Source organism: Fibrobacter sp. UWEL (assembly GCF_900142535.1).
GTDB lineage: Bacteria > Fibrobacterota > Fibrobacteria > Fibrobacterales > Fibrobacteraceae > Fibrobacter.
In genome coordinates this window covers 81,084-102,260 of the sequence record NZ_FRBE01000014.1, presented here as the reverse complement: position 1 = coordinate 102,260, position 21,177 = coordinate 81,084, and the positions used below count along the sequence as shown (strand labels likewise).

Sequence of the window (21,177 nt, the reverse complement as noted above, 5' to 3'; positions counted from 1 at the left end):
TGTAGATGTAAAGATAGCCTACGAATGGGAATCGGAATCGAGAGATTCATCTAGCAAGGCTGCCTAAATGCTTCCACACATGTTGATGATGCCTCATTTATAATAAAATTTATTGAATGCAGAAAAAAGAAAAACTATATTCATGTATGAAGTTTAACGATATCTGTAGGTATGCTATTCAAAGAGGTTGGGTTCTAAAAAGAATCACAGGTTCTCATCATCAGTTCGTGAAGCCTGGACATAGAACCGTTCCCATCCAGAAACATTCTAAAGAGATTGTCGGGGACTATTTGAAACGAATCTTGAAACAGTTGGATCAATAGGGGCATTAAATGATTTACGCTTGTAAAATTGAAAAGGATAAGGATATGGGTTATGTTGCCAGTTTTCCGGACCTTCCCAATGTAAATGCTTTTGGGGCTTCTATAGGTGAAGCCTTGGCTATGGCAAAGGATGCCATGGATGGTGCTTTTGAATGTGATTTGGATTTGGGGTTGACCTTTGTTTATCCAAAGACTGAACCCAATGAAAAGAAGGGCTTGTATGCGGTCGAGTTGTCGCCGAAGATAGAGGTCGCTTACAAAATCTTTGAAGCACGTCGTGGTCAGACCAAGACTCAGGTTGCAAAGAAGGCTGGTATATCTCCTCAAGCTTATCAACGCTTTGAAACGCCGAAAGGATCTCCATCGGTGGAAACGCTTTATAAAATTGCTGCAGCCCTTGGAAAAAGACTGGAAATCAATTTTGTTTAAGATGTCGCCTTTTGACATTTAGACTTTTGTAGTTTTATTCTGACAGACAATGGTTGGGGTCGAAAGACCCAACAAGCCGCTTTTACTTATATCGAATCCGTTAAGGATCCTTATGGGTAATGCGGCTTTTTTGTTTGTCCAGTACTTGACAATTTGTAGCCGATTGGCTACATTAAGGAGGAACATGTGTATCAGGTAAAGAGGACCGAACAGTTCATAAAATGGATGAAAAATCTGAGGGATGTATATGCTAAATCCAGGATTAATAATCGTCTTAAACATGTTGAGTTAGGTAATCTAGGAGATTCCAAATCAGTTGGTGATGGCGTTTTTGAAATGCGGATTGATTATGGTCCTGGATATAGGCTGTACTATATGAATGTAAATGGCGAAGTGATTTTTCTTCTAATCGGAGGAGATAAATCTACGCAACAGAGAGACATTGAAAAAGCAAAGGAAATTAAGAAGGAGTTAAACAATGGGTAAGGTTAAAGTTTCGGATTTGGATGTTGCAGAATTTCTAGAAACTGAGGTAGATGTAAAACTTTTCTTGAAGGAGGCTCTTGCCGAAAACGATCCTGTTTTTTGGCAGCATTGTGTTAGCACTGCGGCAAGGTCTGCAGGCATGGCAAAGATCGCCGAAAAAGCTGGCTTGAACCGTGAGAGTCTTTATAAGGCAATGAAGGAAGGTGCGCATCCTCGTTTTGAAACGATGATGAAAATTCTGAATGCCATGGGCTTGCAGCTTGCCTTGAAGGTTGTTCCCGAAAAGAAAGTCCCTGCAAATGTGGTCGCCGAAAAACGCGCCAAGTACAAGGCGAAGTAAGTTTGTGAATTTTATCGAACGTCTTCTTTTGATATCCGCTTTTTAGAATATTTGTTCTGACAGACAATGGTTGCGGACCAACTTTCGCAACAAGCCGTGTTTTTTATATCCTCAAAAGAGAACTTTAAAACAGTTCTCGGGTTTTTAGAAATACGGCTTTTTTGTTTATAAAAAGGAGTAAAAATGCCTGAATTATGCCGTTTTCTTGGGATTGTTATACAGATGTATTTCAATGATCATGTGCCTCCACACTTCCATGCGTTGTATAATGACTTGGAAGGCGTCTTTGATTTAACTACATTGAATATGACTGAAGATAGACCCGTTGGTATAAAATGCTGCATGTAGTAAAGGCCGAATATATTGCTGATTACAGAATCAAGGTTTCGTTTAACGACGGAGTTACGGCCTTTGCTGATTTCAGGGAAACAATCCAAAAGGATGTAAGACCTATTATTCGCAATCTTTTGGATTTGAATTTATTTCGTGATTTCAAGGTGCAGGCAAATACGATTACCTGGTCCAATGGGGTTGATTTCGCTCCGGAATATATCAAATCCATTTCGATAGAATGATTTTATGACGAACGCTCAGCATTTTGAATTTGAATCTCCGTCCTTGAGCAATAAGAATGCCAAGGTAACGGTGGATGTTCTGGAAAGGGATCCTACCCACAAGCCCCGTGTGGTTTGGAGTGTGGACGGTCGCGAAGTTTACCGCACGGATCTCTGCAAGATTTTTTCTGACCTGAAGTTTGGCGCAGCACGTACGGCTATTTATTCTTACGAGGATGAGGGCCGTGCTCATGCGGTGGGGCTGAATGCTGGCGCTATTGCCAGCCCGGAACATTTGGCTCCCGTATTCTTGATGTGGCCTGGCCGCAGGTTTAACGTGAACATTATGGGTGCGGAAGTGCCTTTGATGGATGGTTCTGCGGCGCCCTTCTTCTATGGCCTGCGTCGAGCAGCGGGGGAGCCGGAAGCCCTTGTGTTTTATGATGCTCCTGTGAAGGCGGAATGGGACCTGACGGCTAAGGCTTCTGACGGTTCTGAACGGACTTTCGGTCATGTTCGTATTTGTCCTGCTGAAACTTTCGAGGTGGAATACGTTCTGGACCGCAGCAAGAGCCGCGGGGATGCTTGCGACCTGCAGTCTGCCGCCGCTGTCAGTATTTATTCGCCGGAAAACCTGTTCCAGATTTTCATGGCCCGCACCTTCATTTCTGCCGAAGAATTTGAACAGGCGAAGGCCGCTGGCATGCTGGGCGGGGTAGATGAATCCTGCGGAATGTTGCTGAATTCCCTGGACGGGGCTGCAACATCCAAGGATTTCCGTGTGGCAAATGAACCTGCCATGCATAAAATACTAGATTTAATTGGCGATATCACATTTATCTGTCCGGCTCTTCCCAGAGTCAGAATCGAAATCACAAATGGTGGGCATGTTTCCCACCGACAAATCATGGAGAGGTTAATTCCCTATGTCTCTGCTGGACTCTTTGAAAAAATCTGATAAAGAAGGCGTTCTCTACGGCGAAGATGTTTGCCACGAAGTTCTTCCCCAGAAGTTCCCCTTTGCTTTCGTTGACGAAATCCTGGAACTGAACGTTGGTGATGGCACTGCCGAAAATCCTCCTTCTCTGGTGGGCCGCATGCACGTCACTGGCGAACAGGACTTCTTCAAGGGTCATTTCCCTGGCAATCCGGTGATGCCCGGCGTCATCCAGATTGAATCCATGGCTCAGGCCGCCACTCTTCTGACCATGATCGCTATGGAAGAAAAGACTGTTGGCAAGCGCCCGGCATTCATGGGTGTGGAAAACTGCCGCTTCCGTAAGGCTGTGATTCCTCCCACCGATATCATTTTGAAGGTTCGCCTCACTGACCTTCGCATGGCTCGCCGCGGCATCTTCAAGTATGCCGGTCAGGTGTTCATCGGTGAAGAACTGGTCACCGAAGCTGAATTCAGCGCCGCAATGGTTTAGTGGGTTGGAGTCGCTCCGATTCAATCACCAAAACACTAATTGAACAGCCTCTTCGTACATCGCGGGGCTGTTTTTTGTTTTCGCTTTCTTTGTCAATCGGATCAGAACATAATCACAAATAGAACAGCCCTGCGGGTTTCGCAGGGCTTTCGTCGTTTTTAGAAATACTGAACGATTATATTTCGGGGTCTAGTTCGCCGCGGATGATTTCTACTTCGTGGTGGTTCACCAGGCTGATGATGTTGGTGGGCTTGATTTCGATAGGGCCGCAGTCAACCATCATGTCGACGGAGTGTTCGAAGGTCTTCCAGAGATCGTCGGGCTCGTAGATGTCCTCTTCGCTGAGCTTTGCTGCGGTGCTGAGGATGGGCTTGTCGAAGTGCTGGAACAGTTCCTTGAAGAAGGGGTGGGTAGGCATTCTGACGCCGATTTCTGGGCGCTTCACGTCCAGGCGGCGGGCGATGTGCGGATCTGCCGGAAGAATGAAGGTGAAGGGACCGGGAACGCGGGGCTTCATGATGTTGAAGGCGAAGTTGTCCACGCGGGCATAGTCGGTTGCGGCTCGAATGTCGGGGATGATCAGAGCCATGAAGAACTTCTTCATAGGCTTTTTGAGGGCGTAAAGCTTGTGGATGGCCTTGGGGGATTCGGCGTTGCAGCCGATGGCGTATCCGGATTCGGTAGGGTAGAGTACAAGACCGTCGTCTTCCAGGGCGGCGGCGGCCAGCTTTACGATGCGGGCCTGAGGATTCAATGGATGTACTTCAAATCGCATGATGTTAATATAGTATTTACAAAAGGATATATTATTATATTTTACTCACTTTTAGTAGGGCTGTTATGGAACACTTGTATAACTTGAGAACTGTTTGCGTCGGAAACTATATCGGTCTGATGCTTCTGGTGATTCTCTTTTTCGAAAATGCCTGGCGTCTTCGCCGTCGTACAAGTGAGAATGTTGCCATTATGATGATGGTGACAACTTGTATAGCTTCCTGCTTCCTGGATCCGATTGCATATTATGTGGATGGTATTCCCGGAAAGTTGTTTCAAATCATTGCATACATCTCCAATGACATTCTGTTTGTTTCCTACGGTGTCATCTGCTTTTTCTGGGTTTATTTTTTGGCGGTACATCTAGAAGGAGGTGTCAGCAGAAGACATCTCACCTTCATGAGAGTTCTCCTTTGCGTCCCATTCAGCTTGATTTTAATCAACCATTTCTATCCTATTGCATTTACCATCGATAACCAGGGTAATTACGTCCGCAGCATTGGCTACTACATCAACCTGTTCACGGATGCAATCTTTGTGCTGGATGGTTTGCTTTTGTATACCCGCTGCCGTAGAAAGGGCGGCTTCATGAAGAGTTTCCCTGTGGCCGGTTATATTGTCCCAATTGCCGTAGCGGTAATCATCCAGTCCAATTTCTATGGCGTATCCGTCATTTCTCCAAGTATCGCGGTAGGTATTACAAGTATTCTTGCGGGACTCAAGAATGAAAATGCTTATCGTGATGAGCAGACCGGCGTATACAAACGTTCCTATATGGATGCCTGCTTCGATAAAATTGTGGCAAAGAATCGAGTAACCGGCTTTTTAATCCATCTGGACACCTTGGATTCCATCTGTGATGAACACGGCTATAAGGAAGTGGATAATTCCATCGTGTGCGCAGCCGCCTTTCTGAACGAGGCTGTTGGTGACATGGGAACTGTAGTCCGCTTCGCCACGGATAAATTCGTGGTGCTTCTGAACACTCAGGCGGATGCGATCATCAAGGTCCTGGATGAAGAAATCAGAAACGACGTCTTGCGTTATAATAGAAACAGCAAGATTCCTCTGTCCATCCATATGAGTTATGTAAAACTCAACAAGGATAATTCCGAACAGTTCCTCATGCTGAACGAGTTGAATCACCAGCTGAGGAACTCCTAGAATCCATTAACAGCGGGGGATGACCTGAGAGCCTTCGAAGGCGTTCCTGATATGACTGAATGTCAGGGGCTTCTGGTACATGCGGGCGCTTAAAACATCAAAACGGCAAGGGGTGTCAAAACCTTTGGGGGCGAATTCCTTTTGTGTGGAAAGGAAATGGCAGGCGGTCTGCCAGATTTTCTTCTGCTTGTCCCGATTGACGCGGGCGGCAGGATTTCCCTGCTGGTTGTTCCATACGGACTTCACTTCTACAAATACGATGGTCTCGTTTTCTTGCGCCACAATGTCCAGTTCTCCACCTCGATAGGCGTAATTGCGAGCCAGGATCTTGAATCCTTGACGCATTAAGAATGCGGAAGCCTGGGTCTCGACGAAGTTTCCCTTGGGCTTGTTGTTTGTCTTACTTGCATTGATATCCTGCGGATTCTTATTCATGGGGATTTCCTTTTTTGAGTGTGAAAAGAATGCACAACAACCGTTGCGCATTTCCCCATTTAAATTCGAGCCTTGTGGCTATCTATTAATTAGAGACTAGAAACTAGAGACTAGAAACTAGAGACTAGAAACTAGAGACTAGAAACTAGGGACTAGAAACTAGGGACTAGAAACTAGGGACTAGAAACTAGGGACTAGGGCAGTTCCATGCCCAGCAGGCGGATTTCGGAAATGGCGAAATCTGCATTCTCCGCTTCGTACACATCTTCCAGGTAGATCTTCAGTTCGGTAGATTCCATGGCCTGGATGTTGGGGTACTGCATGCCCTTCACGTTGTCCAGCTTGACCTTCTGCTTGAATCCGTCCTTGGTTTCAAGAGTGATGGTGCGGGGCTTCTTGAAGATGCGGAAACGGTCTCCGAAGGCATCGTCTACGGACTTCTGGTAACCGATGGCAATACCGAAGTGGGTAATCACTGCGTTGCAATCAAAGTAAAGGGTGAGGACTGGATTCTGAGGCTTTTGGGGCTTGGTATAGAGCCAGGCGGTCTTCAGATCGTTGTCGTTCAGGTTGGAAAGAGGATAGCCGTCGGTTTCGTCCACTTCCAGAGCCTTGGTTTCGTAATTGCCCAGGGCTTCGGTCCATTCCAGTTCTCGCAGGGTGCTTTCCGGCTTGTGGGTGAGCATCAGCAGGATCAGGAGCATGATGATCAGCGGGAAGATAAAGATGGCGAGAGCAGCAAGCTTGCGCTGCAGTTCCTTGGCTTTGGGAGAAATCTTGTTGGCCATGTCCGTGATGGAAACGGTATGGCGGCGTAGGGGAGTGTGACTTCCTGTAAGACGCTGACGGTCCTTATCGCCAAAGACCTGGTCACAGGCATCCAGGAATTCCTGCATGTCGTGGAAGCGTTCGTTCAGCTTTTTCTTGAGGCACTTGAGGATCAAGGCGGAAAGTCCCGGGGGCATATCCTTGCGGAACAGTTCCGGTGCCGGAGGCGGTTCCTGCACATGCTTCAGTGCGATTTCCACGGGGCGGTTTCCTTCGAAGGGGAGGCGTCCGCAAGTCATCTCATAAAGGATGACGCCCATGCTGTAAATGTCAGACTGCAGGGTGACGCTATCGCCGTGACACTGTTCCGGGCTCATGTATTCCGGAGTTCCCATGGTCATGCCGGTGCGGGTCAGGCGTTCCTTTTCCATTTCCTGGACGTAGGAGATGCCAAAGTCCATGATGTAGACGCGGTTGTCGCGAGTCAGCATGATGTTGGATGGCTTCACGTCACGATGGACAATGCCCTTGCCGTGTGCATAAAGAAGGCCGCGGGCAATCTGACGGATGATCACTTCGATGGCGTCGAAAGAAAGCTGTTCCTTGTTGTGAAGGATCTCGGACAGGTTGGTGCCTTCGACGTATGTCATGGAAATGAACAGCTGGCTCTTTTCCTGACCGAAGTCGAATACGTGAACCACGTTCTGGTGGTCCAGCTCCTTCATGGCCTGGGCTTCCAGATAGAAACGCTTGATGGCTTCCGTATCGGAGGATGCGTCAAGAATCTTGAACGCAACTTCGCGATTTAACCTCTTGTCCATGGCCTTGTAGACATTGCCCATGCCACCCCTTCCCAGGGTGCCGATCAGGTCATAGTTTTCGTTAAATGGACGAGGAAAAATTTCAGGTTTCTGCGGTGCGATCATTTTGCTTTCTTGGACGTGTAAAGTTTAATTGCCATCACAATATAACAACCTACGGCGATGGCGATGGCAGCAAGTGCGTTCGAAAGAGGGTCTTCGCGCTCCAAAAGAAGATTCAGGAGACTTCTCTGGTTGTACTTGGACCAGATAATGGTTGAAAGGATTCTGCCTGTGGGTAACATTTGGTCCATGGGAACCAAAGCTCCCGCCAAAGCGACTTGGGGGATAATCAATAAGGGTAGCAATGCGTTTGCCTGGCCAGAATTCTTGGAGAAGGCGCTGACCATTAAGCCTACAGCAACTGCGGGAAGGACCATGGCGAGGAATGCCACCAACATCATGGGCTGCCAATGTACTGAAATCCTGAAGTTCACGAAGGCGAATACAATCAAGGTCTGAATCCAGGCAGCAATCACAGGCAGGAACATCTTGGCGGTAATGGTGGGTAGCACCTTTACGCCTTTACGGAATTCTCCCATGAGGATTTCCTTTTCCGCAACAATCTCGCGAATGGAGAGGGATAGTGCCAGCCAGTTTGCTGACAGGATGACGGCAAACGCAACAATCCAGAGGGAGGACAAACTGGAGAAAATCTGGGAGAACAGGAACCCGATGATCAAGGGCTGAAGTAATATCGCTAGAGCCTTGCCCTTGTCCCTGAACCACTGCTTTGCGGTAAGCCCCACCTTGTACAAGAAAACCGGTGCAAGATGAGTTTTCGGGAAGTAAAGATTCTTGGACGGGATGTAGGGTACGAGGCCGGCTCGGGTTTGCCTGGAGTATTTTTCTTCACGGTCGATGGACTGTTCGTCCTTAAGGCTGGAGAGGATTTCCTCGGCGTCTTCCGTCTGGAAGTGGCCATAGGCCTCCGCGGGGGAACCGTAGAATACCTGATGCCCCTGATGGATGATTAACAGCTTGTTTGCAACCTTCAGCGCCTCGTAGCTGTGGGTGGTAAGTATGACCGTGTGGCCCAGGAATGCCAGCTGTTTCAAGTGGGAACAGAGAATTCTAGAGTTGTAGGGATCAAGACCAGAGAGGGGTTCATCCAGAATAATCAGACCGGGACTTCCCATCAACTCGCGGGCCAGGGCGACGCGGCGAAGCTCGCCGCCGGAGAGCGTCCTAACGCCATTATCCATACGTTGGCTGAGCCCGAAAAGTTCGCAGAACTTTTCCAGTCGCCCCTGAACGTTCTGCTTGAAGTCAAGTTTGTTCATGGATACGCGGCCACCATCAAGAAGCGTCTCCCGTACGGTCAAATCCATACGGAGCTGGGGGTCCTGTTCCAGGAATGCGATGCGCTTGCGGATTTCCGTATTGCGGTAATCCAGACCGCCAATATAAACCTTGGAGTTTTCTCCACTGCGGTTAATGCCCTGGAGCAATTTCAGAAGTGTAGACTTTCCCTGTCCGGAGCGACCGATGATAGCGAGAATTTCACCTGCAGGAAGATCGAAGTTTACATCCTGAAGCAATCGTTTCTTGCCGGCGTAAACATCAAGATTCTGGGCGTGTACGTCATAACCTACGGGAGTTTCCCTGCAGGTGACGTTCCCTGCGCTGCAGGAAATTTCATAACCCGGCATCCGGATGGATTCGCCTTCGTTAAGCTTCTTCTGACTTACACTTTTTCCCTCGGGAGAGATGAACTTCTCCCTAAACTGCAGATGTGCTCCATCTTTTTCCAGACGGGCGGAAACGCCTTCCGGCAATCCAGTTTCTGTACTGGCGGTGGAGTTCACCAACAGAAGCGTCAGATGGTTATCCTTGAAGGAAGCGCGGATCTGCTGGGTTCCGATGAGGATGATATCACCATCTTCTACAGGTAAACCACGGGATTCGTCCGGATTTTCACTGAAGGGAACATCTTCACCATTCAACTGAGTGAGGCTGTTTCCTGTTAAGTTCCGCAGAGTCCATTTTCCAGAGATGCACTCCAACACCGCATGATGTCTGGACACCATCAGGTTATCCAGCACCAGGCTGTTTTCAGACTTGCGGCCTATGGTAAAAGGCTTGGAGTCATCAGGAGTGACAATTTGGAAAGAACGCATAGACTGATAATAATTATGAATTATGAATTATAAATTATGAAATAACTCGTATCTCATATCTCCTAACTCATAATTCGTATCTCGTAACTCGTAACTTAATTCAGTGTTTTTAGTCCTGCAATAAATCTGTCGCAGGCTTTTTCAAGGGTTTCATCGCTAGCTGCGTAAGAGAAACGGACGCAGGTGTCGTCACCGAATGCAGCACCCGGCACGATGGCCAGACCTTGGGACTGCAGCAGGTATTCGCAAAGCTCGATGGAGCCACCGATGGTCTTGCCCTCAGGAGTCTTCTTGCCATAGAAGCTATTCACGGGAGCGAACAGATAGAAGGCTCCTTCCGGTGCATGAGCAGGAACGGGAAGAATTTCGGCGGTACGCTTCAGCATGTAATTACGACGCTTGAGGAATGCTGCCTGCATGGCTTCCACGTTGGACTTGTCCATTTCGAGAGCGCCGAGAGCTGCATACTGAGCCACATTGCTGGGGTGATGAGTTGCCTGCCCCTGGATCTTGCCTATGATCTTTGCGATTTCAGCGGGGGCGGCATCGTAACCAATACGCCAACCCGTCATGCAGTGGGACTTGGAGAAACCGTTAATGACAATGGTGCGTTCTGCCATGCCCGGGAATGCGGCTGCGGAAACAAACTCAGTGTCGTAAACGAAGTATTCATACACTTCGTCGGAAATGCAATAGATGTCCTTTTCAACGATGACCTTAGCCAATTCACCCAGTTCTTCCTTGGTGTAAACTGCGCCAGTGGGGTTGCAGGGATTGTTCAGCAAGATTGCCTTAGTCTTGTCAGTGATGGCTGCGCGGAGTTGTTCCGCGGTAATCTTGAACTTGGCGTCCTTAGTGGCCTGTACAAAAACAGGAGTACCGCCTAACCATTTCACCAATTCTGGATAGGTTACCCAGTAGGGCGCAGGAACAATGACTTCATCGCCCGGATTTACCAGGGCTGCAAGGGAATTGAACACAGCGTGCTTTGCGCCGCTAGTCATGATAATCTGTTCCGGCTTGTAGTCCAGACCGTTCTCGTCCTTCAGCTTTTTTGCCACGGCTTTACGCACTTCCATAATGCCTACGGGAGCGGTGTAACGGGTCTTGCCATCGTTAATTGCCTTGCAGGCTGCTGCGCGGATGGGTTCCGGGGTAGGGAAGTCCGGCTCACCAGCGCCAAGGCTTACGACGTCCTTGCCGTCGGCAATCATCTGCTTTGCTAAAGTATCAATGGCAACCGTCAAGCTGGCGGCAATATTCAAAGTTCTATTGGAGAGTGCTTTCATTTTCAAGCCTTTTTCTTTTGCGGAGTCTGTGTTGATCCAAAGCTCCGGCAATGAGAGGATAAATCGTCAACTGGGCTACAAGAATGCAGACAAGGCCAATAAGGGTCACTTGTCCCATGTTGCGGATACCAGGATGGGAAGAAATAATCATGGCCACAGGGCCGAGAATTGCTGCAATCTGTCCTACAAGAACAGAAGAGAGTTTTGTCTGCATGACCATCGCTGCAGTTGTTCCCGTAGGCTTTTCAAAATAGGATGACCAGAGCTGTAGGGAGCCGTCTACGCTAGACCCGATGACAAGGACAAACGCAAGGGCGCTGTAAAATGAAATGTGGAAGTTCATGCTGTATAGTATGAATGTCATCCAGCTCATTGCGAACATGGAAGGCATCATAATGAAGATGGCTCGATTCAAATTGTTGATGAAGAACAACAGGAGCAACCATAAGATAATGGTTCCCAACACAATACTTTTTCCAACGTTGGGGAGAATGGTGTCCAACACCATTGCACGGAGTACGGGGGTTCCGCAAACTTTAAATTTTTTGTCCTGGACACCTTCAAGATACTGAAGTTGCTTATAGATGTGACGACAGGCAAGTCCGTTGTCAGGATCCTTGGAGGGAACAATAAAGGCGAATACGCCGGGGGTTCCATGCTTGTCGGAGAATTTTCGAGTAATGTTTTGTGACAGTTCAAATTCTCTGAAGTCCGTTTCGTAACTGTTTAGCATGTTTACAATGGCAGTGCTGTCTTCTGCTCCAAGACGCTTCAAAACGTCATCGCTTATCTGATGCTTCAAATATTCAATCTTGCCTTTCTTTCCTTGAGATTCCTTGGGCAGGAACTGGTACTGAGTGTAGATTCGGCCCAAATCAGGAATACGTCCACGTTCTTGCAAGTGGGTGAAATCCTGCAGTAGCTTATCATTGTAGGAGGAATCCGGCATCATAATAATGATGGGATCGTAGGTGGAAAAGCCGGTAGTGCTGACCAGGGAATCTACTTTTACTTGCTGGTGTTTGAATTCTGTTTGACCAAAGTCATACAGGAAATTCAAATTGAAACCGCCACAAATGATTCCGGCAAGACTTGCGATACTGATGGTAATGATGATAATCCAGTTAATTCTTCTGGGAAGCAGAGGAATATCAATGGGCTTGTGGAGATGAGGCCCCACATTGAAGGACTTGTTCCTCTGCATATAGCGGAGGGTGGCTGCCGCGAAGATGGGGCAGATGAAGAGGTTCAGGATAACACCTAATGCTCCCAGATTAGCGAATTCACGAAGACCCGGCAGAGGTATTAGATTCAAGGAAAGGAAGAGTCCCGCCATGATTAAGCTGGAGGCCGCAACTGCTGGTCCAACCCCGAGGAGTGCACTTTCCAAACTGAGGGCAGGACTGAGTTTTTGCTGTCGTTCGTGATAGTAGCGGGTGTGAATATGGACTAGAATTTGGCAGGCATGTCCCGGTAGCAGTAGAATCAGAACCATGGTAAATAAGGTGATTCTACCATACAGGAAATAGGCTGCAGCCAACGTGAATACAAGAGGCAATGCCATGGGTATCGCTGAAATAGGGATCAACTGAGGCTGCTTGTAGAAATGAGCTGCCAGCAAAAGAAGGAAGAATACGACGGCTACGCCCCCAGCAAATTTTGCTTCCGGTAACAAGGTTCGTCCAGTAAGCACAGACTGATAAACCTTACCCGTGAAATACACCTGAATACCTGCCGGTATCATATTCTCCTTCATATAGGTGTGAACCTTATGATAGAGTTCTCTATTGGCGTTGAGATTGGACAAGGACTGGGTAGGGAAGATGTCAATGATACGGACTGTACCATCCTGATTGGAAAAACTTTGCTGCAGATTGCGGAAGTATTTTTCCTCCACCTGACGGATGATTCCGCTTGTCACTTCCTGAATTTCCACGGAGTCCTGATTGACATCAAGATCTACATAGAAGGGATTGTTCTTTAGAGTTTCCTGCTCGCGGAATTTCTCAATGTGGGTAAGAACCTTAAAGAGGTCGTCCTCGCTGGCGTAAAGCAGTCTATTCTTTTCATAGAACTGAACATCCGCAGCATATTCAATAAAGTGAACTAGAGTGTCCCTCTGGAAAGCCTGCGCGAACTTTTCCGCCTGTTTATAGTTTTTCAGGCTGTCATCTGATTGGAGAACTACCGTCAGACTTCCAAGACCGCCAAAAGCGTCTTCAATGGATTCGTAATCCATCTGGAAGTCGTTTCCGTTAAAGGCGTCTTGAAGTTGCAAATCCCAGCGCAGGTGCTTGATGGGGTAGAAGGAAAGAACCGCAATGGCTAACAGAAGGATGGCTACGGCCCTAGGGTAGGCGGCCAAAGCTCTTATTATTTTTGCAATTGCGGAATACATAGACACAATATAATTATATTGGGGGTGTATGTGTTTCGGTCTAAAAGCCCATCGGCCTTATATGGCTATTTTGCTGCTGCTACTTGCTGCGGTTCAGGCTTTTGCGTCTAGCGGGTCCAAGGCTACGACCGGAGCTGAAGCCGCACCTGGTGATTCAGTTGTTGCCGACACTTCGGAACCTTTCTTTTCCTGGACATTCAATCACATTATCCAGCCTGCTTTGAACGGATTGATTTACCCGATTTCCGCCCCCCTTCACTACACTATTAAAAATGGGGTGGTCGAAAAGGGAATAGACTTGATTACCTTTGGAGAGAAAAGGAATGTCATGATCTATCCTAGCTTCAATTTCAAGCCGGGATCCAATACTTTGATTGGTGCCAACTATAGGCATCGTTCCATGTTAATGGAGAAGGATTATTTTGTCACACAAGGTTCCTATTTTGCTAATGGCGACTTTTCCTTGGCGGTTCGATACACGAAGCATGCTCTCTTCGGGTCTCCCTTTTTTGGTGGTATACGCCTAAATATGGACTGGGATAGGGATGGTAGTTTTATTCTTCCGGAAACGAAGTACCGCTTCATCCAGCCAGATTCCAGTGTGGCACTCACTTTCCGCCTGGGAAGGCCCATTTCCGAATCCATGAACTGGAACATTGAATTCTGGAGCACGATCCGTTCCAATGATGCTAGTGTTCCCGATGGATTGGATTCCATTCTGATTGATGATGTGTATCCCATTGAAGACCGTGGACTTTACCAGGACGGAATGCAGTATCCCTTGGGAGTATCCCTCTTCTACGACAATTTGGACTACCCCTATGCACCCTCCAAGGGCTTTCGCATCGGCCTGATGGCATCCTACAATTTCGTCCCCGAATATGATGGCGTCAAGTATGAAGATCTAGAATTGGATCCCCCTAGAAGTGGCGATGGAATACTACATGACGGGGGTAAGAATCATGACTACATCAAGACGGAATTCCTTTTCCAGCGGTATTTCTACCTCGGATCTACAATCAAGCAGTATATTCTTTCCGCATCTGAAGCCCGCAAGAGCCGTCGTTTCTATACGGATTTCAACTGGGATGAGGCGATGCGAATCTGGCGTCCTGAAAACGTCATGAACACCCTTTTGGAACGTCGTGTCATCGCTATCCAATACCGTCTGATAGACATTTGGGAAATGGAAGAAGGCGGCGCTCCCTATAACGCATTCCCGACGCTGAATGCAAGAACTCCTCTTCGAGGTTATGGCAACGCCTGGAGCGCCCATCATATGATGACCTTAAGTTGCGAATATCGCTGGCCTGTGGATCGCTTTATTGATGGAGTTCTTTTCAACGAATATGCGATGCTTGCTCCAACCATTACGGACTGGAGCTTTGACAAGTTCTATAACTCCTGGGGTTTTGGCATTCGCGTACGCCAACCCAACATGTACCTATTCCGACTTCAGTTCGGTTTCCACGGACTTCATGGTATGAATCTGGTCATGACCATCGCCCCCGAATTCAAGTAATCCCGTTTTATTCAAGAGAAAACACCGCCCAGCCATCTGGACGGTGTCCGCATCGCGGTGTGTGTGTAAAACCTTTCTATGCAAGGTAGGGAACAGCCCCACCTTAACATCTTGATAATTGCTAGTAATGAGCAACGCGAATTGCTAGCTGGGGAGGGCGTCCAGAGGGAGGGGAACAGCCCCTCCCTCTGCATCTCATAGATTTAGTTCTTCTTGCAAATTCTCTGCAGCGAATCCTCGGGCAGGAGGTGTCTTGTGGAGCATCTTGTAGGCTAGGGCGGTGACCATTCTCCCTCGGGGTGTCCTGGAGAGCAACCCCTTTTGAATCAGGTAAGGCTCGTACACTTCTTCCAGAGTGTCCGCCTCCTCGCCGATGGCCGCACCGATGGTTCCAAGCCCCACAGGACCGCCGCCAAACTTGTCAATAATGAGGGCGAGAATCTTCCGGTCCATATTATCTAGACCTTCACTATCAATGCCCAGCATATCAAGAGTCTTGCTGGCGGACATCAGGTCGATAATACCGTTCCCGCGGACCTGTGCCACGTCGCGACAACGCCTTAAAACGCGATTTGCGATTCGGGGCGTACCACGACAACGACCGCCCAACAATCGGGCAGCGTCTTCCTCAATTTTCACATTCAGGATATCCGCACTTCGCATAATGATTTTCATCAGGTCTTCTTCGTCGTACAATTCCAGACGATAATGGAGGCCAAAGCGATCGCGAAGAGGCCCTGTCAGCATGCCGCTGCGGGTAGTTGCTCCCACCAGGGTAAAATGCTTCAGGGGTAAGTTTACGCTTCGGGCCGTTGGACCAGAATCCAGCATGATGTCCAGTCTAAAGTCTTCCATAGCGGGGTAGAGGTATTCTTCCACAACGCGACTCAGGCGGTGAATTTCATCGATGAACAAGACATCATTTTCCTGCAGGCTTGTTAAAAGCCCCGCCAGGTCACTAGCCTTTTCAAGAACAGGCCCGCTGGTAATGTGAATATTGACCCCCATCTCTCGGGCGATAATTCCTGCCAAAGTCGTCTTTCCCAAGCCAGGAGGGCCGCAGAACAGGCAATGATCCAGCGAGTCTCCGCGGTGTTTTGCCGCTTCGATTGCAATAGAAAGACTTTCCTTAATGCTCTTCTGTCCGGTAAATTCATTAAGTGAAGGCGGGCGAAGGGAACGTTCCACATCGCTTTCGTCACCAAGACGCTGTTCCGGAGAAATAATGCGCTGATCTTCCATATTAGGGGACAGGGGTTAGGGTATAAAGATTAGAGATATTTCAATGCTTCGGGGATTAGGGTGGCGGCATCTGCGGAATCTCCCAGGACTTCAACAGCCTTAACTACAGCCTTTTCTGCTGCAGGATCCTTGACGCCCAGAGTATGGAGGGCAAGAACCGCTTCCAGCTTGGCTCCCGTAAGGGCGCCCATGCTGGTAACACCGCTGCCTTCAATATTGCCAAGTCCCTGCAGCATGGTGCCTGCCTTATCCTTTAAGGTCAGGACCATCTGTTCGCAAGTTTTCTTGCCTAAACCCTTGATTTTACTCAATGCGGACTTATTATCACTGGCAATCATGTTCAAAAGATCGGCAGGGGAGACTCCACTCAGGATTCGCTGGGCCATTTTGGGGCCAACGCCGTTCACATCCAGAAGCATCAGGAAGGTATCCTTTTCCGTCTTGTCGGCAAAGCCAAAAAGCGTCATGGAATCTTCACGAACCACAAGGTTGGTGTGTATGGTCACTTCGGTATTTCCGTCACCCACTTCGGGCAGTTTTCCTGCAGTGTAGGCGGAAATATTGATTCCATAACCTACACCAGCCACATCCACAACAATAAATGTGGGGGACTTTTCCAGCAAAATTCCACGAATTCTCTCAATCATACATAAAACCTTGTGCACTTATGTTTACTGCACAAATATACACTCCGTTTGATTGTGTGTCAAGAGGTTTTCTACACTTTTGTGCAGTTAACGAAAAAGGCCCCGCTTTCGCGGAGCCTTTTTGAATTTAAGCGCGTAATTTAGTCTTTAATGCAACGGACAGAACGTGCGGTCCTCTTGTCAAAGTAACGACGGATGACAGCATCATCGTTGTTGATATATCGTGCCCAGGCATTAGTAGAACTGCTTCCAGAAATTGTTTCGGTAGAGGTCCAGAAATAAGCATCATAATTGTCGAAATCGCCATCTGTACGTCGATAACCCGTGGGATGTACGTTAAACTGGTAGACGTCTGCGCCAGGATAAGCACCCCACGCGGACTTCGTCTTCAATGCCTTTGCGGCATGATCTACATCTCCAGTAGCCTTAATCAAAGTATCCCATTCTGCATCGCTGGGAACGTGCCAACCTTCGGGGCAAATGCCCTGAACCTTAGGTTGGGAAACGGAATCCGCCAAGTCACAAATGACCTTATTGCCGCAACCAGTTACAGAGGAATCCATGACGTCAGCCCACTTGTAAAGGCGACCATATTCCTCGCAGTTTACTTCAATGCCATGAGCGCAGAAACTGCTGTCAATAGCGTAGTTCAGGTTTTCAGCCATCCAGACCTGATCATTAATCTGAACCGTCTTGTAGGACTTTCCGTCACGAGCATCTTCCAAGGTGCCGACGATGACATTAATTTTTGCGAAGTTTGTTTCACCTTGGGCGTCTGCTTGAGTGGAACCAGTGTCTGTGGAACATGCTGCCAACACGGCGCCCAGAGACAATGCGAGGTAAATTTTATTCATTTTCTTCTCTCCTAGAAAGTTGTGCCGACACTAGCGTAAAAACCCTTGCCTGCATTTGTTATATAAGTATAGCCCAGTTCAACGTTTAAACTTAGTCGATCTGTTAAACTGAATCCGTAGAAAGCCCCTGTGCGAAATTGATGCCAATCGGGACCATCATCGATGTTGATATGGAAAATTGCAGTCTCACGGATACCAAAATTCATAAATCCCAATTCAAATTGCCCCAAAAGTCCTCCGTAGGTTCTCTTTAGTACATCTGTACTTTTGGTAACTAATTTTGGATTCTTTTCATCGGGATAAACTTTCTTCGTTGATTCTGCAAAAGCCATGCCGAACATAGCGCCAGCACCAGCGGTTGCAAAGAAGTTTGCATCGGGACCAAAATTGTATTTGAGACGAATTGCAGCGCCAATATCCGGCATATAGAACGTGAAATTTCTCTTGCCATCTCTGTCGTTACAATAACCAGGACCAAATTTGTTTTCCTGGTTCTCAAGTCCCATATAATTCCAGCAGACGGAAGAGTCAGTATAGGCAATTCTATCGGTGGTAATTCCTACCCAGTAGGATAAGTGCAAACCTTTACGGTTTTCCGTTGCAATCTGTTGTTCCTTGGCTTCTGTAGCCTTTGCCGTAGCAAGAGAATCCTCATCCATTTCCGGTCCAAAATCAACACCTTCGTGCTTTCCGCGGTTTTCCCAGAACCAACGTCCGTCTACCTTGGCGACGTCATCGGCGTATTCCACACGCCCCTTGAACTGCACCGGATTTCCGTCCAGAGTTCTAACTTCCGTTTCGCCATCCGCTACTACACCGTCCTTGTTGAAGGTAATTCTCAGGTTGCTGTTGTCAGCGGCTCTGGAGGCGATTTGCGTATGGAACAGCTTGACACCATTTAGATAGTAGGCGCTACGAATTGATTTGGCAATGTCTACATAAACCGTAAGAGCGTTGGCAGAATCCGTCTTGACTACTGCCAGGGAACCCTTTTCCTTCAATTCCTGGTTTAAAGAATCCAGCTGGGAAATAAAATAAGGTGCAAAGCTGCTACCATCCTGACGGATAACAATATCCTTACAGGTTTCACCCCAGACTTGGGCGATTTCCATGGTACGAGCGCGACGGTTAGGTTCGTACTGAAGGGTAAAATCGTAGTTGGCTTCAAAACCCTTTGCTAAAGGTTCCAGAGATACGCCGCCCTTCAGGAAGAGGTTTTCTTCTCTGGAGGTAACAAAACTCTTGAGGGAGGTGACGCAGGCGTCAATTTGCAACTTACGATCCTGGAGACCGCGGACGGTTTCCATATAACCCAGGCGAACTTCGCCAGTGACTTTCGCGTAATGTTCTTCAAAAGCGGGTAAATCCACTCTGTAGAATGTCCAGCAGGACTCATCCATTACGTCGTTTAAGCTGATGACGGCGCACTGATCGCTCATCTTGGCAATCTTGTCGGCTTCTACCAGCAGGGAATCGAATCCATTGCTGGAAAATTCCATAGAGACCTGCATCATCTGGAGGTCTGCACGACGTTGATGGAAGTATTCCGGATCCTGAACAAAAATATTAGGTGTTTCAGCAGTACTCTCTGCAAATGAGAACGTTGTCAATCCTGACAACAGCACGAAAAATTTGTGCATATAATTCATAAACACCTACAACAATATAAACCCGCGTAAAATATAAGTATTTTGTAGTAAAGTTCAATACAAACTTTTCTTTTCAAAGGTTACTGCAGTAACCAAAAAAGCCCGCTGGATTTATTATCCAACGGGCCATAAAATTAAGAGTATTAGATTACTTTATTTCGTAAAATCTTTAAGATTATATTCCAGATCCATCGTCACCAGGATGTTGTCAAATTCGCCATAAGCATAGACATCATCACCAGTGGTGCAGCAATAATCCTTGTAGCCAACGAGAATTGCATTGCCATAGGGTGCAACGCCCTTGCCTCTTGTAGAAGGAGTATAAACCGTATTGGTCTGCATGGTAGCAATCAGCTTGTCGTTAATGAACAGGGAGATGGACTTCCCGTCCCACTGACCGACAAACTTATTCCAGCCATCTACCAGTTCTGCTTCGCCGCTGACATAAATCTTATTGTCAGGGAGGTTCTTGAAGAAATAGTAACGGTTGCCGGACTTCTGAATGGTTAAGCGACCTTCATCGGAACCGACCAAAGCTGCGTCAGGTGTGTTAAAAAATTCAGCACTGGGCTTGAAGTAGAATAGGAGCATTCCCTGAGAGATTTCTTCATCCAACGCGTCCAAAACCAGCTTGTCACCACGGCCAAAGGAGCCTGCCTTTCCGTCAATACCTTCGGTCAAAGTAATGCTATAGTTAACATCCTTTTTATCGAAGTCTTCATAAAGCAGGATGTGATCTCGGAGGCAACTCCAATCTGTTTTATTGGGGAATTTCTCCAGATCTTCAAGAGAAGGAGGATCCATAGGAACAACAGAAATTTCTTCGCTATCTGCAGGAACTTCGATTTTTATAGTATCCTCAACAATCGGAGTAACGGGTCCAAAGTAGGCGGTGTCGAATACAATGGGGTCAACAACGATAGTCGTATCTTCAGGGACTTCGATTTCCTCAGGAACTTCGTAACGAGGAATGTTGGAAATACGAACTTGATCATAGGATCCGCTGGTGGTCAAGGAACTGTATTGGCCAGGGCCTTCCATACAGCAACGGCTCTTATAGCCAAGAACAAGGAGATTGTCGTAATCACTCAGGTGACGGATAGAAGCTTCGTAGCCAAAGGTATGTTCCTTCTTGCCAACCATCTTGCCGTTCACCCAGATACTCATATTCTTGCCATCCCACTGGCCAGCAATATGGTTCCATTCTTCAGAGAGGGTTACTTCTCCTTCTACGAAGAAATGCTTGTCAGCATGGTTCTTCTGGAAAACGATTCGGTCACCCTGCACAAAGAAGTGGATTCGGGCTTCGTCATTACCCAGGAGAGTTCTTGCGGACTTATCATAAAAGTCTTCATTGGGCTTAAACCAGAATTCTACAGTACCCACTTCCAGAGGGAAAATCATGTTGATGGAAAGGGGAGCCACTTCACCGGACTTCAGGTTGAGCGCATTACCGCAAACACCTTTCACCAGGGAGCCTTCCAGATAAAGACCTTCCATCTCGTCGAAATAGATGGTGTTTCCATCCATCTTGAGACCGTCTTCGCACTTTACCTTATTTGGAGTTGCGATTTCTGTAGGCAAGATGCCATGATCTTCAAAGAAGCCGTTGCCGTCCTCTTCCATATGCTTCCACAGGCTCTTTCCATCGCCCTTAGCATAAGCAATTACCTGGGTTTCTACGTTTTCGGCAATGCCCTGATTTTTTTCGAAAGTAGTCTGAGAATCAGCTACGGCGTCGTTGCTTTCACTACAGGCCATAAGACCGAAAGCAATCATAGACGGAATAAGAAACTTTTTCATCTTGTATCTCCTAACAATGTTGCGATGATACAGTCAATATATAAAAAGAATACTCCATATGGGAGTATTTCTTACAAAAATATGATTTTA

The 21,177-nt window shown here is 47.5% G+C and carries 21 protein-coding genes; 10 read left to right on the top strand and 11 right to left on the bottom strand.

Annotation, left to right across the window (positions count from 1 at the left end; all coding sequences use genetic code 11):
- The first annotated feature begins 116 nt into the window (after window positions 1-116).
- The 8 genes from BUB59_RS15825 (at window position 117) to BUB59_RS10155 (ending at window position 3,562) form a co-directional block, all read left to right on the top strand.
- The gene (locus BUB59_RS15825; protein WP_073229536.1) at window positions 117-323 is read left to right on the top strand and encodes a type II toxin-antitoxin system HicA family toxin; all 207 of its coding nucleotides are present in this window, start codon (window positions 117-119) and stop codon (window positions 321-323) included.
- 9 nt (window positions 324-332) lie between these two features.
- Window positions 333-752 (top strand): type II toxin-antitoxin system HicB family antitoxin, encoded by a 420-nt coding sequence (locus BUB59_RS10185; protein ID WP_073229533.1) that lies wholly within the window; start codon window positions 333-335, stop codon window positions 750-752.
- Window positions 753-938: 186 nt separating this feature from the next.
- Window positions 939-1,238, top strand: coding sequence for a type II toxin-antitoxin system RelE/ParE family toxin (locus tag BUB59_RS10180; protein WP_073229531.1), 300 nt, complete (start codon window positions 939-941; stop codon window positions 1,236-1,238).
- Window positions 1,231-1,578, top strand: coding sequence for an addiction module antidote protein (locus tag BUB59_RS10175; protein ID WP_073229528.1), 348 nt, complete (start codon window positions 1,231-1,233; stop codon window positions 1,576-1,578). The genes BUB59_RS10180 and BUB59_RS10175 overlap by 8 nt, the downstream gene beginning before the upstream one ends.
- Window positions 1,579-1,761: 183 nt before the next feature.
- On the top strand, window positions 1,762-1,926 hold the full coding sequence (locus BUB59_RS15820; protein WP_073229525.1) for a DUF4160 domain-containing protein: 165 nt from the start codon (window positions 1,762-1,764) through the stop codon (window positions 1,924-1,926).
- Window positions 1,914-2,153 (top strand): DUF2442 domain-containing protein, encoded by a 240-nt coding sequence (locus BUB59_RS10165; RefSeq protein WP_073229522.1) that lies wholly within the window; start codon window positions 1,914-1,916, stop codon window positions 2,151-2,153. The genes BUB59_RS15820 and BUB59_RS10165 overlap by 13 nt, the downstream gene beginning before the upstream one ends.
- Window positions 2,154-2,157: 4 nt before the next feature.
- Window positions 2,158-3,090 carry a UDP-3-O-acyl-N-acetylglucosamine deacetylase gene (locus tag BUB59_RS10160; protein ID WP_073229519.1) on the top strand — a complete coding sequence of 311 codons (933 nt, stop codon included), beginning with the start codon at window positions 2,158-2,160 and terminating at the stop codon, window positions 3,088-3,090.
- On the top strand, window positions 3,059-3,562 hold the full coding sequence (locus BUB59_RS10155; RefSeq protein ID WP_073229516.1) for a 3-hydroxyacyl-ACP dehydratase FabZ family protein: 504 nt from the start codon (window positions 3,059-3,061) through the stop codon (window positions 3,560-3,562). Before BUB59_RS10160 ends, BUB59_RS10155 begins: the two co-directional genes overlap by 32 nt.
- Window positions 3,563-3,737: 175 nt before the next feature.
- Here BUB59_RS10155 and BUB59_RS10150 read toward each other — a convergent pair whose 3' ends face one another.
- A complete protein-coding gene (locus tag BUB59_RS10150; protein ID WP_073229513.1) occupies window positions 3,738-4,337 on the bottom strand; it encodes an L-threonylcarbamoyladenylate synthase in 600 nt (199 codons plus the stop codon).
- 65 nt (window positions 4,338-4,402) lie between these two features.
- Here BUB59_RS10150 and BUB59_RS10145 point away from each other — a divergent pair, with 65 nt between their 5' ends.
- A complete protein-coding gene (locus BUB59_RS10145; protein WP_073229509.1) occupies window positions 4,403-5,500 on the top strand; it encodes a GGDEF domain-containing protein in 1,098 nt (365 codons plus the stop codon).
- Between the two features lie 6 nt (window positions 5,501-5,506).
- On the opposite strand, the gene BUB59_RS10140 is transcribed toward BUB59_RS10145, so the two are convergent.
- The 5 genes from BUB59_RS10140 to BUB59_RS10120 all read right to left on the bottom strand — a co-directional run bounded on the left by BUB59_RS10140 (window position 5,507) and on the right by BUB59_RS10120 (window position 13,370).
- The gene (locus tag BUB59_RS10140) at window positions 5,507-5,935 is read right to left on the bottom strand and encodes a YraN family protein (protein WP_073229506.1); all 429 of its coding nucleotides are present in this window, start codon (window positions 5,933-5,935) and stop codon (window positions 5,507-5,509) included.
- Window positions 5,936-6,129: 194 nt separating this feature from the next.
- The gene (locus tag BUB59_RS10135) at window positions 6,130-7,629 is read right to left on the bottom strand and encodes a serine/threonine-protein kinase (RefSeq protein ID WP_073229503.1); all 1,500 of its coding nucleotides are present in this window, start codon (window positions 7,627-7,629) and stop codon (window positions 6,130-6,132) included.
- Window positions 7,626-9,683 (bottom strand): ATP-binding cassette domain-containing protein, encoded by a 2,058-nt coding sequence (locus BUB59_RS10130; protein WP_073229498.1) that lies wholly within the window; start codon window positions 9,681-9,683, stop codon window positions 7,626-7,628. Before BUB59_RS10130 ends, BUB59_RS10135 begins: the two co-directional genes overlap by 4 nt.
- A gap of 95 nt (window positions 9,684-9,778) precedes the next feature.
- On the bottom strand, window positions 9,779-10,972 hold the full coding sequence (locus BUB59_RS10125) for a pyridoxal phosphate-dependent aminotransferase (protein WP_073229492.1): 1,194 nt from the start codon (window positions 10,970-10,972) through the stop codon (window positions 9,779-9,781).
- The gene (locus BUB59_RS10120) at window positions 10,953-13,370 is read right to left on the bottom strand and encodes an MMPL family transporter (protein WP_073229490.1); all 2,418 of its coding nucleotides are present in this window, start codon (window positions 13,368-13,370) and stop codon (window positions 10,953-10,955) included. The genes BUB59_RS10125 and BUB59_RS10120 overlap by 20 nt, the downstream gene beginning before the upstream one ends.
- Window positions 13,371-13,431: 61 nt before the next feature.
- On the opposite strand from BUB59_RS10120, the gene BUB59_RS10115 reads away from it, so the two are divergent.
- Entirely contained in the window at window positions 13,432-14,892 is a 1,461-nt protein-coding gene (locus BUB59_RS10115) for a BamA/TamA family outer membrane protein (RefSeq protein WP_073229487.1), read from the top strand.
- A gap of 195 nt (window positions 14,893-15,087) precedes the next feature.
- On the opposite strand, the gene ruvB is transcribed toward BUB59_RS10115, so the two are convergent.
- The 5 genes from ruvB to BUB59_RS10090 all read right to left on the bottom strand — a co-directional run bounded on the left by ruvB (window position 15,088) and on the right by BUB59_RS10090 (window position 21,087).
- On the bottom strand, window positions 15,088-16,134 hold the full coding sequence (gene ruvB, locus BUB59_RS10110) for a Holliday junction branch migration DNA helicase RuvB (RefSeq protein ID WP_073229485.1): 1,047 nt from the start codon (window positions 16,132-16,134) through the stop codon (window positions 15,088-15,090).
- A gap of 29 nt (window positions 16,135-16,163) precedes the next feature.
- Window positions 16,164-16,781, bottom strand: coding sequence for a Holliday junction branch migration protein RuvA (gene ruvA, locus BUB59_RS10105; protein WP_073229482.1), 618 nt, complete (start codon window positions 16,779-16,781; stop codon window positions 16,164-16,166).
- Between the two features lie 140 nt (window positions 16,782-16,921).
- Window positions 16,922-17,635 carry a fibrobacter succinogenes major paralogous domain-containing protein gene (locus BUB59_RS10100; RefSeq protein ID WP_073229479.1) on the bottom strand — a complete coding sequence of 238 codons (714 nt, stop codon included), beginning with the start codon at window positions 17,633-17,635 and terminating at the stop codon, window positions 16,922-16,924.
- A gap of 11 nt (window positions 17,636-17,646) precedes the next feature.
- Window positions 17,647-19,284, bottom strand: coding sequence for a hypothetical protein (locus BUB59_RS10095; protein ID WP_143160336.1), 1,638 nt, complete (start codon window positions 19,282-19,284; stop codon window positions 17,647-17,649).
- Between the two features lie 153 nt (window positions 19,285-19,437).
- Window positions 19,438-21,087 carry a LamG-like jellyroll fold domain-containing protein gene (locus BUB59_RS10090; RefSeq protein ID WP_083540276.1) on the bottom strand — a complete coding sequence of 550 codons (1,650 nt, stop codon included), beginning with the start codon at window positions 21,085-21,087 and terminating at the stop codon, window positions 19,438-19,440.
- Between the last annotated feature and the right edge of the window lie 90 nt (window positions 21,088-21,177).

Bases quoted from the DNA above. Each gene is read 5' to 3' on its own strand.
- BUB59_RS10115 (WP_073229487.1), top strand. From the start codon at position 13,432: ATGGCTATTTTGCTGCTGCTACTTGCTGCGGTTCAGGCTTTTGCGTCT.
- BUB59_RS10185 (WP_073229533.1), top strand. From the start codon at position 333: ATGATTTACGCTTGTAAAATTGAAAAGGATAAGGATATGGGTTATGTT.
- BUB59_RS10120 (WP_073229490.1), bottom strand. From the start codon at position 13,370: ATGTATTCCGCAATTGCAAAAATAATAAGAGCTTTGGCCGCCTACCCT.
- BUB59_RS10100 (WP_073229479.1), bottom strand. From the start codon at position 17,635: ATGAATAAAATTTACCTCGCATTGTCTCTGGGCGCCGTGTTGGCAGCA.
- BUB59_RS10095 (WP_143160336.1), bottom strand. From the start codon at position 19,284: ATGAATTATATGCACAAATTTTTCGTGCTGTTGTCAGGATTGACAACG.
- BUB59_RS10090 (WP_083540276.1), bottom strand. From the start codon at position 21,087: ATGAAAAAGTTTCTTATTCCGTCTATGATTGCTTTCGGTCTTATGGCC.
- BUB59_RS10145 (WP_073229509.1), top strand. From the start codon at position 4,403: ATGGAACACTTGTATAACTTGAGAACTGTTTGCGTCGGAAACTATATC.
- BUB59_RS10130 (WP_073229498.1), bottom strand. From the start codon at position 9,683: ATGCGTTCTTTCCAAATTGTCACTCCTGATGACTCCAAGCCTTTTACC.
- BUB59_RS10125 (WP_073229492.1), bottom strand. From the start codon at position 10,972: ATGAAAGCACTCTCCAATAGAACTTTGAATATTGCCGCCAGCTTGACG.
- BUB59_RS10165 (WP_073229522.1), top strand. From the start codon at position 1,914: ATGCTGCATGTAGTAAAGGCCGAATATATTGCTGATTACAGAATCAAG.
- BUB59_RS10160 (WP_073229519.1), top strand. From the start codon at position 2,158: ATGACGAACGCTCAGCATTTTGAATTTGAATCTCCGTCCTTGAGCAAT.
- BUB59_RS10140 (WP_073229506.1), bottom strand. From the start codon at position 5,935: ATGAATAAGAATCCGCAGGATATCAATGCAAGTAAGACAAACAACAAG.
- BUB59_RS10135 (WP_073229503.1), bottom strand. From the start codon at position 7,629: ATGATCGCACCGCAGAAACCTGAAATTTTTCCTCGTCCATTTAACGAA.
- BUB59_RS10175 (WP_073229528.1), top strand. From the start codon at position 1,231: ATGGGTAAGGTTAAAGTTTCGGATTTGGATGTTGCAGAATTTCTAGAA.
- ruvA (WP_073229482.1), bottom strand. From the start codon at position 16,781: ATGATTGAGAGAATTCGTGGAATTTTGCTGGAAAAGTCCCCCACATTT.
- BUB59_RS10155 (WP_073229516.1), top strand. From the start codon at position 3,059: ATGTCTCTGCTGGACTCTTTGAAAAAATCTGATAAAGAAGGCGTTCTC.
- BUB59_RS15820 (WP_073229525.1), top strand. From the start codon at position 1,762: ATGCCTGAATTATGCCGTTTTCTTGGGATTGTTATACAGATGTATTTC.
- ruvB (WP_073229485.1), bottom strand. From the start codon at position 16,134: ATGGAAGATCAGCGCATTATTTCTCCGGAACAGCGTCTTGGTGACGAA.
- BUB59_RS10150 (WP_073229513.1), bottom strand. From the start codon at position 4,337: ATGCGATTTGAAGTACATCCATTGAATCCTCAGGCCCGCATCGTAAAG.
- BUB59_RS15825 (WP_073229536.1), top strand. From the start codon at position 117: ATGCAGAAAAAAGAAAAACTATATTCATGTATGAAGTTTAACGATATC.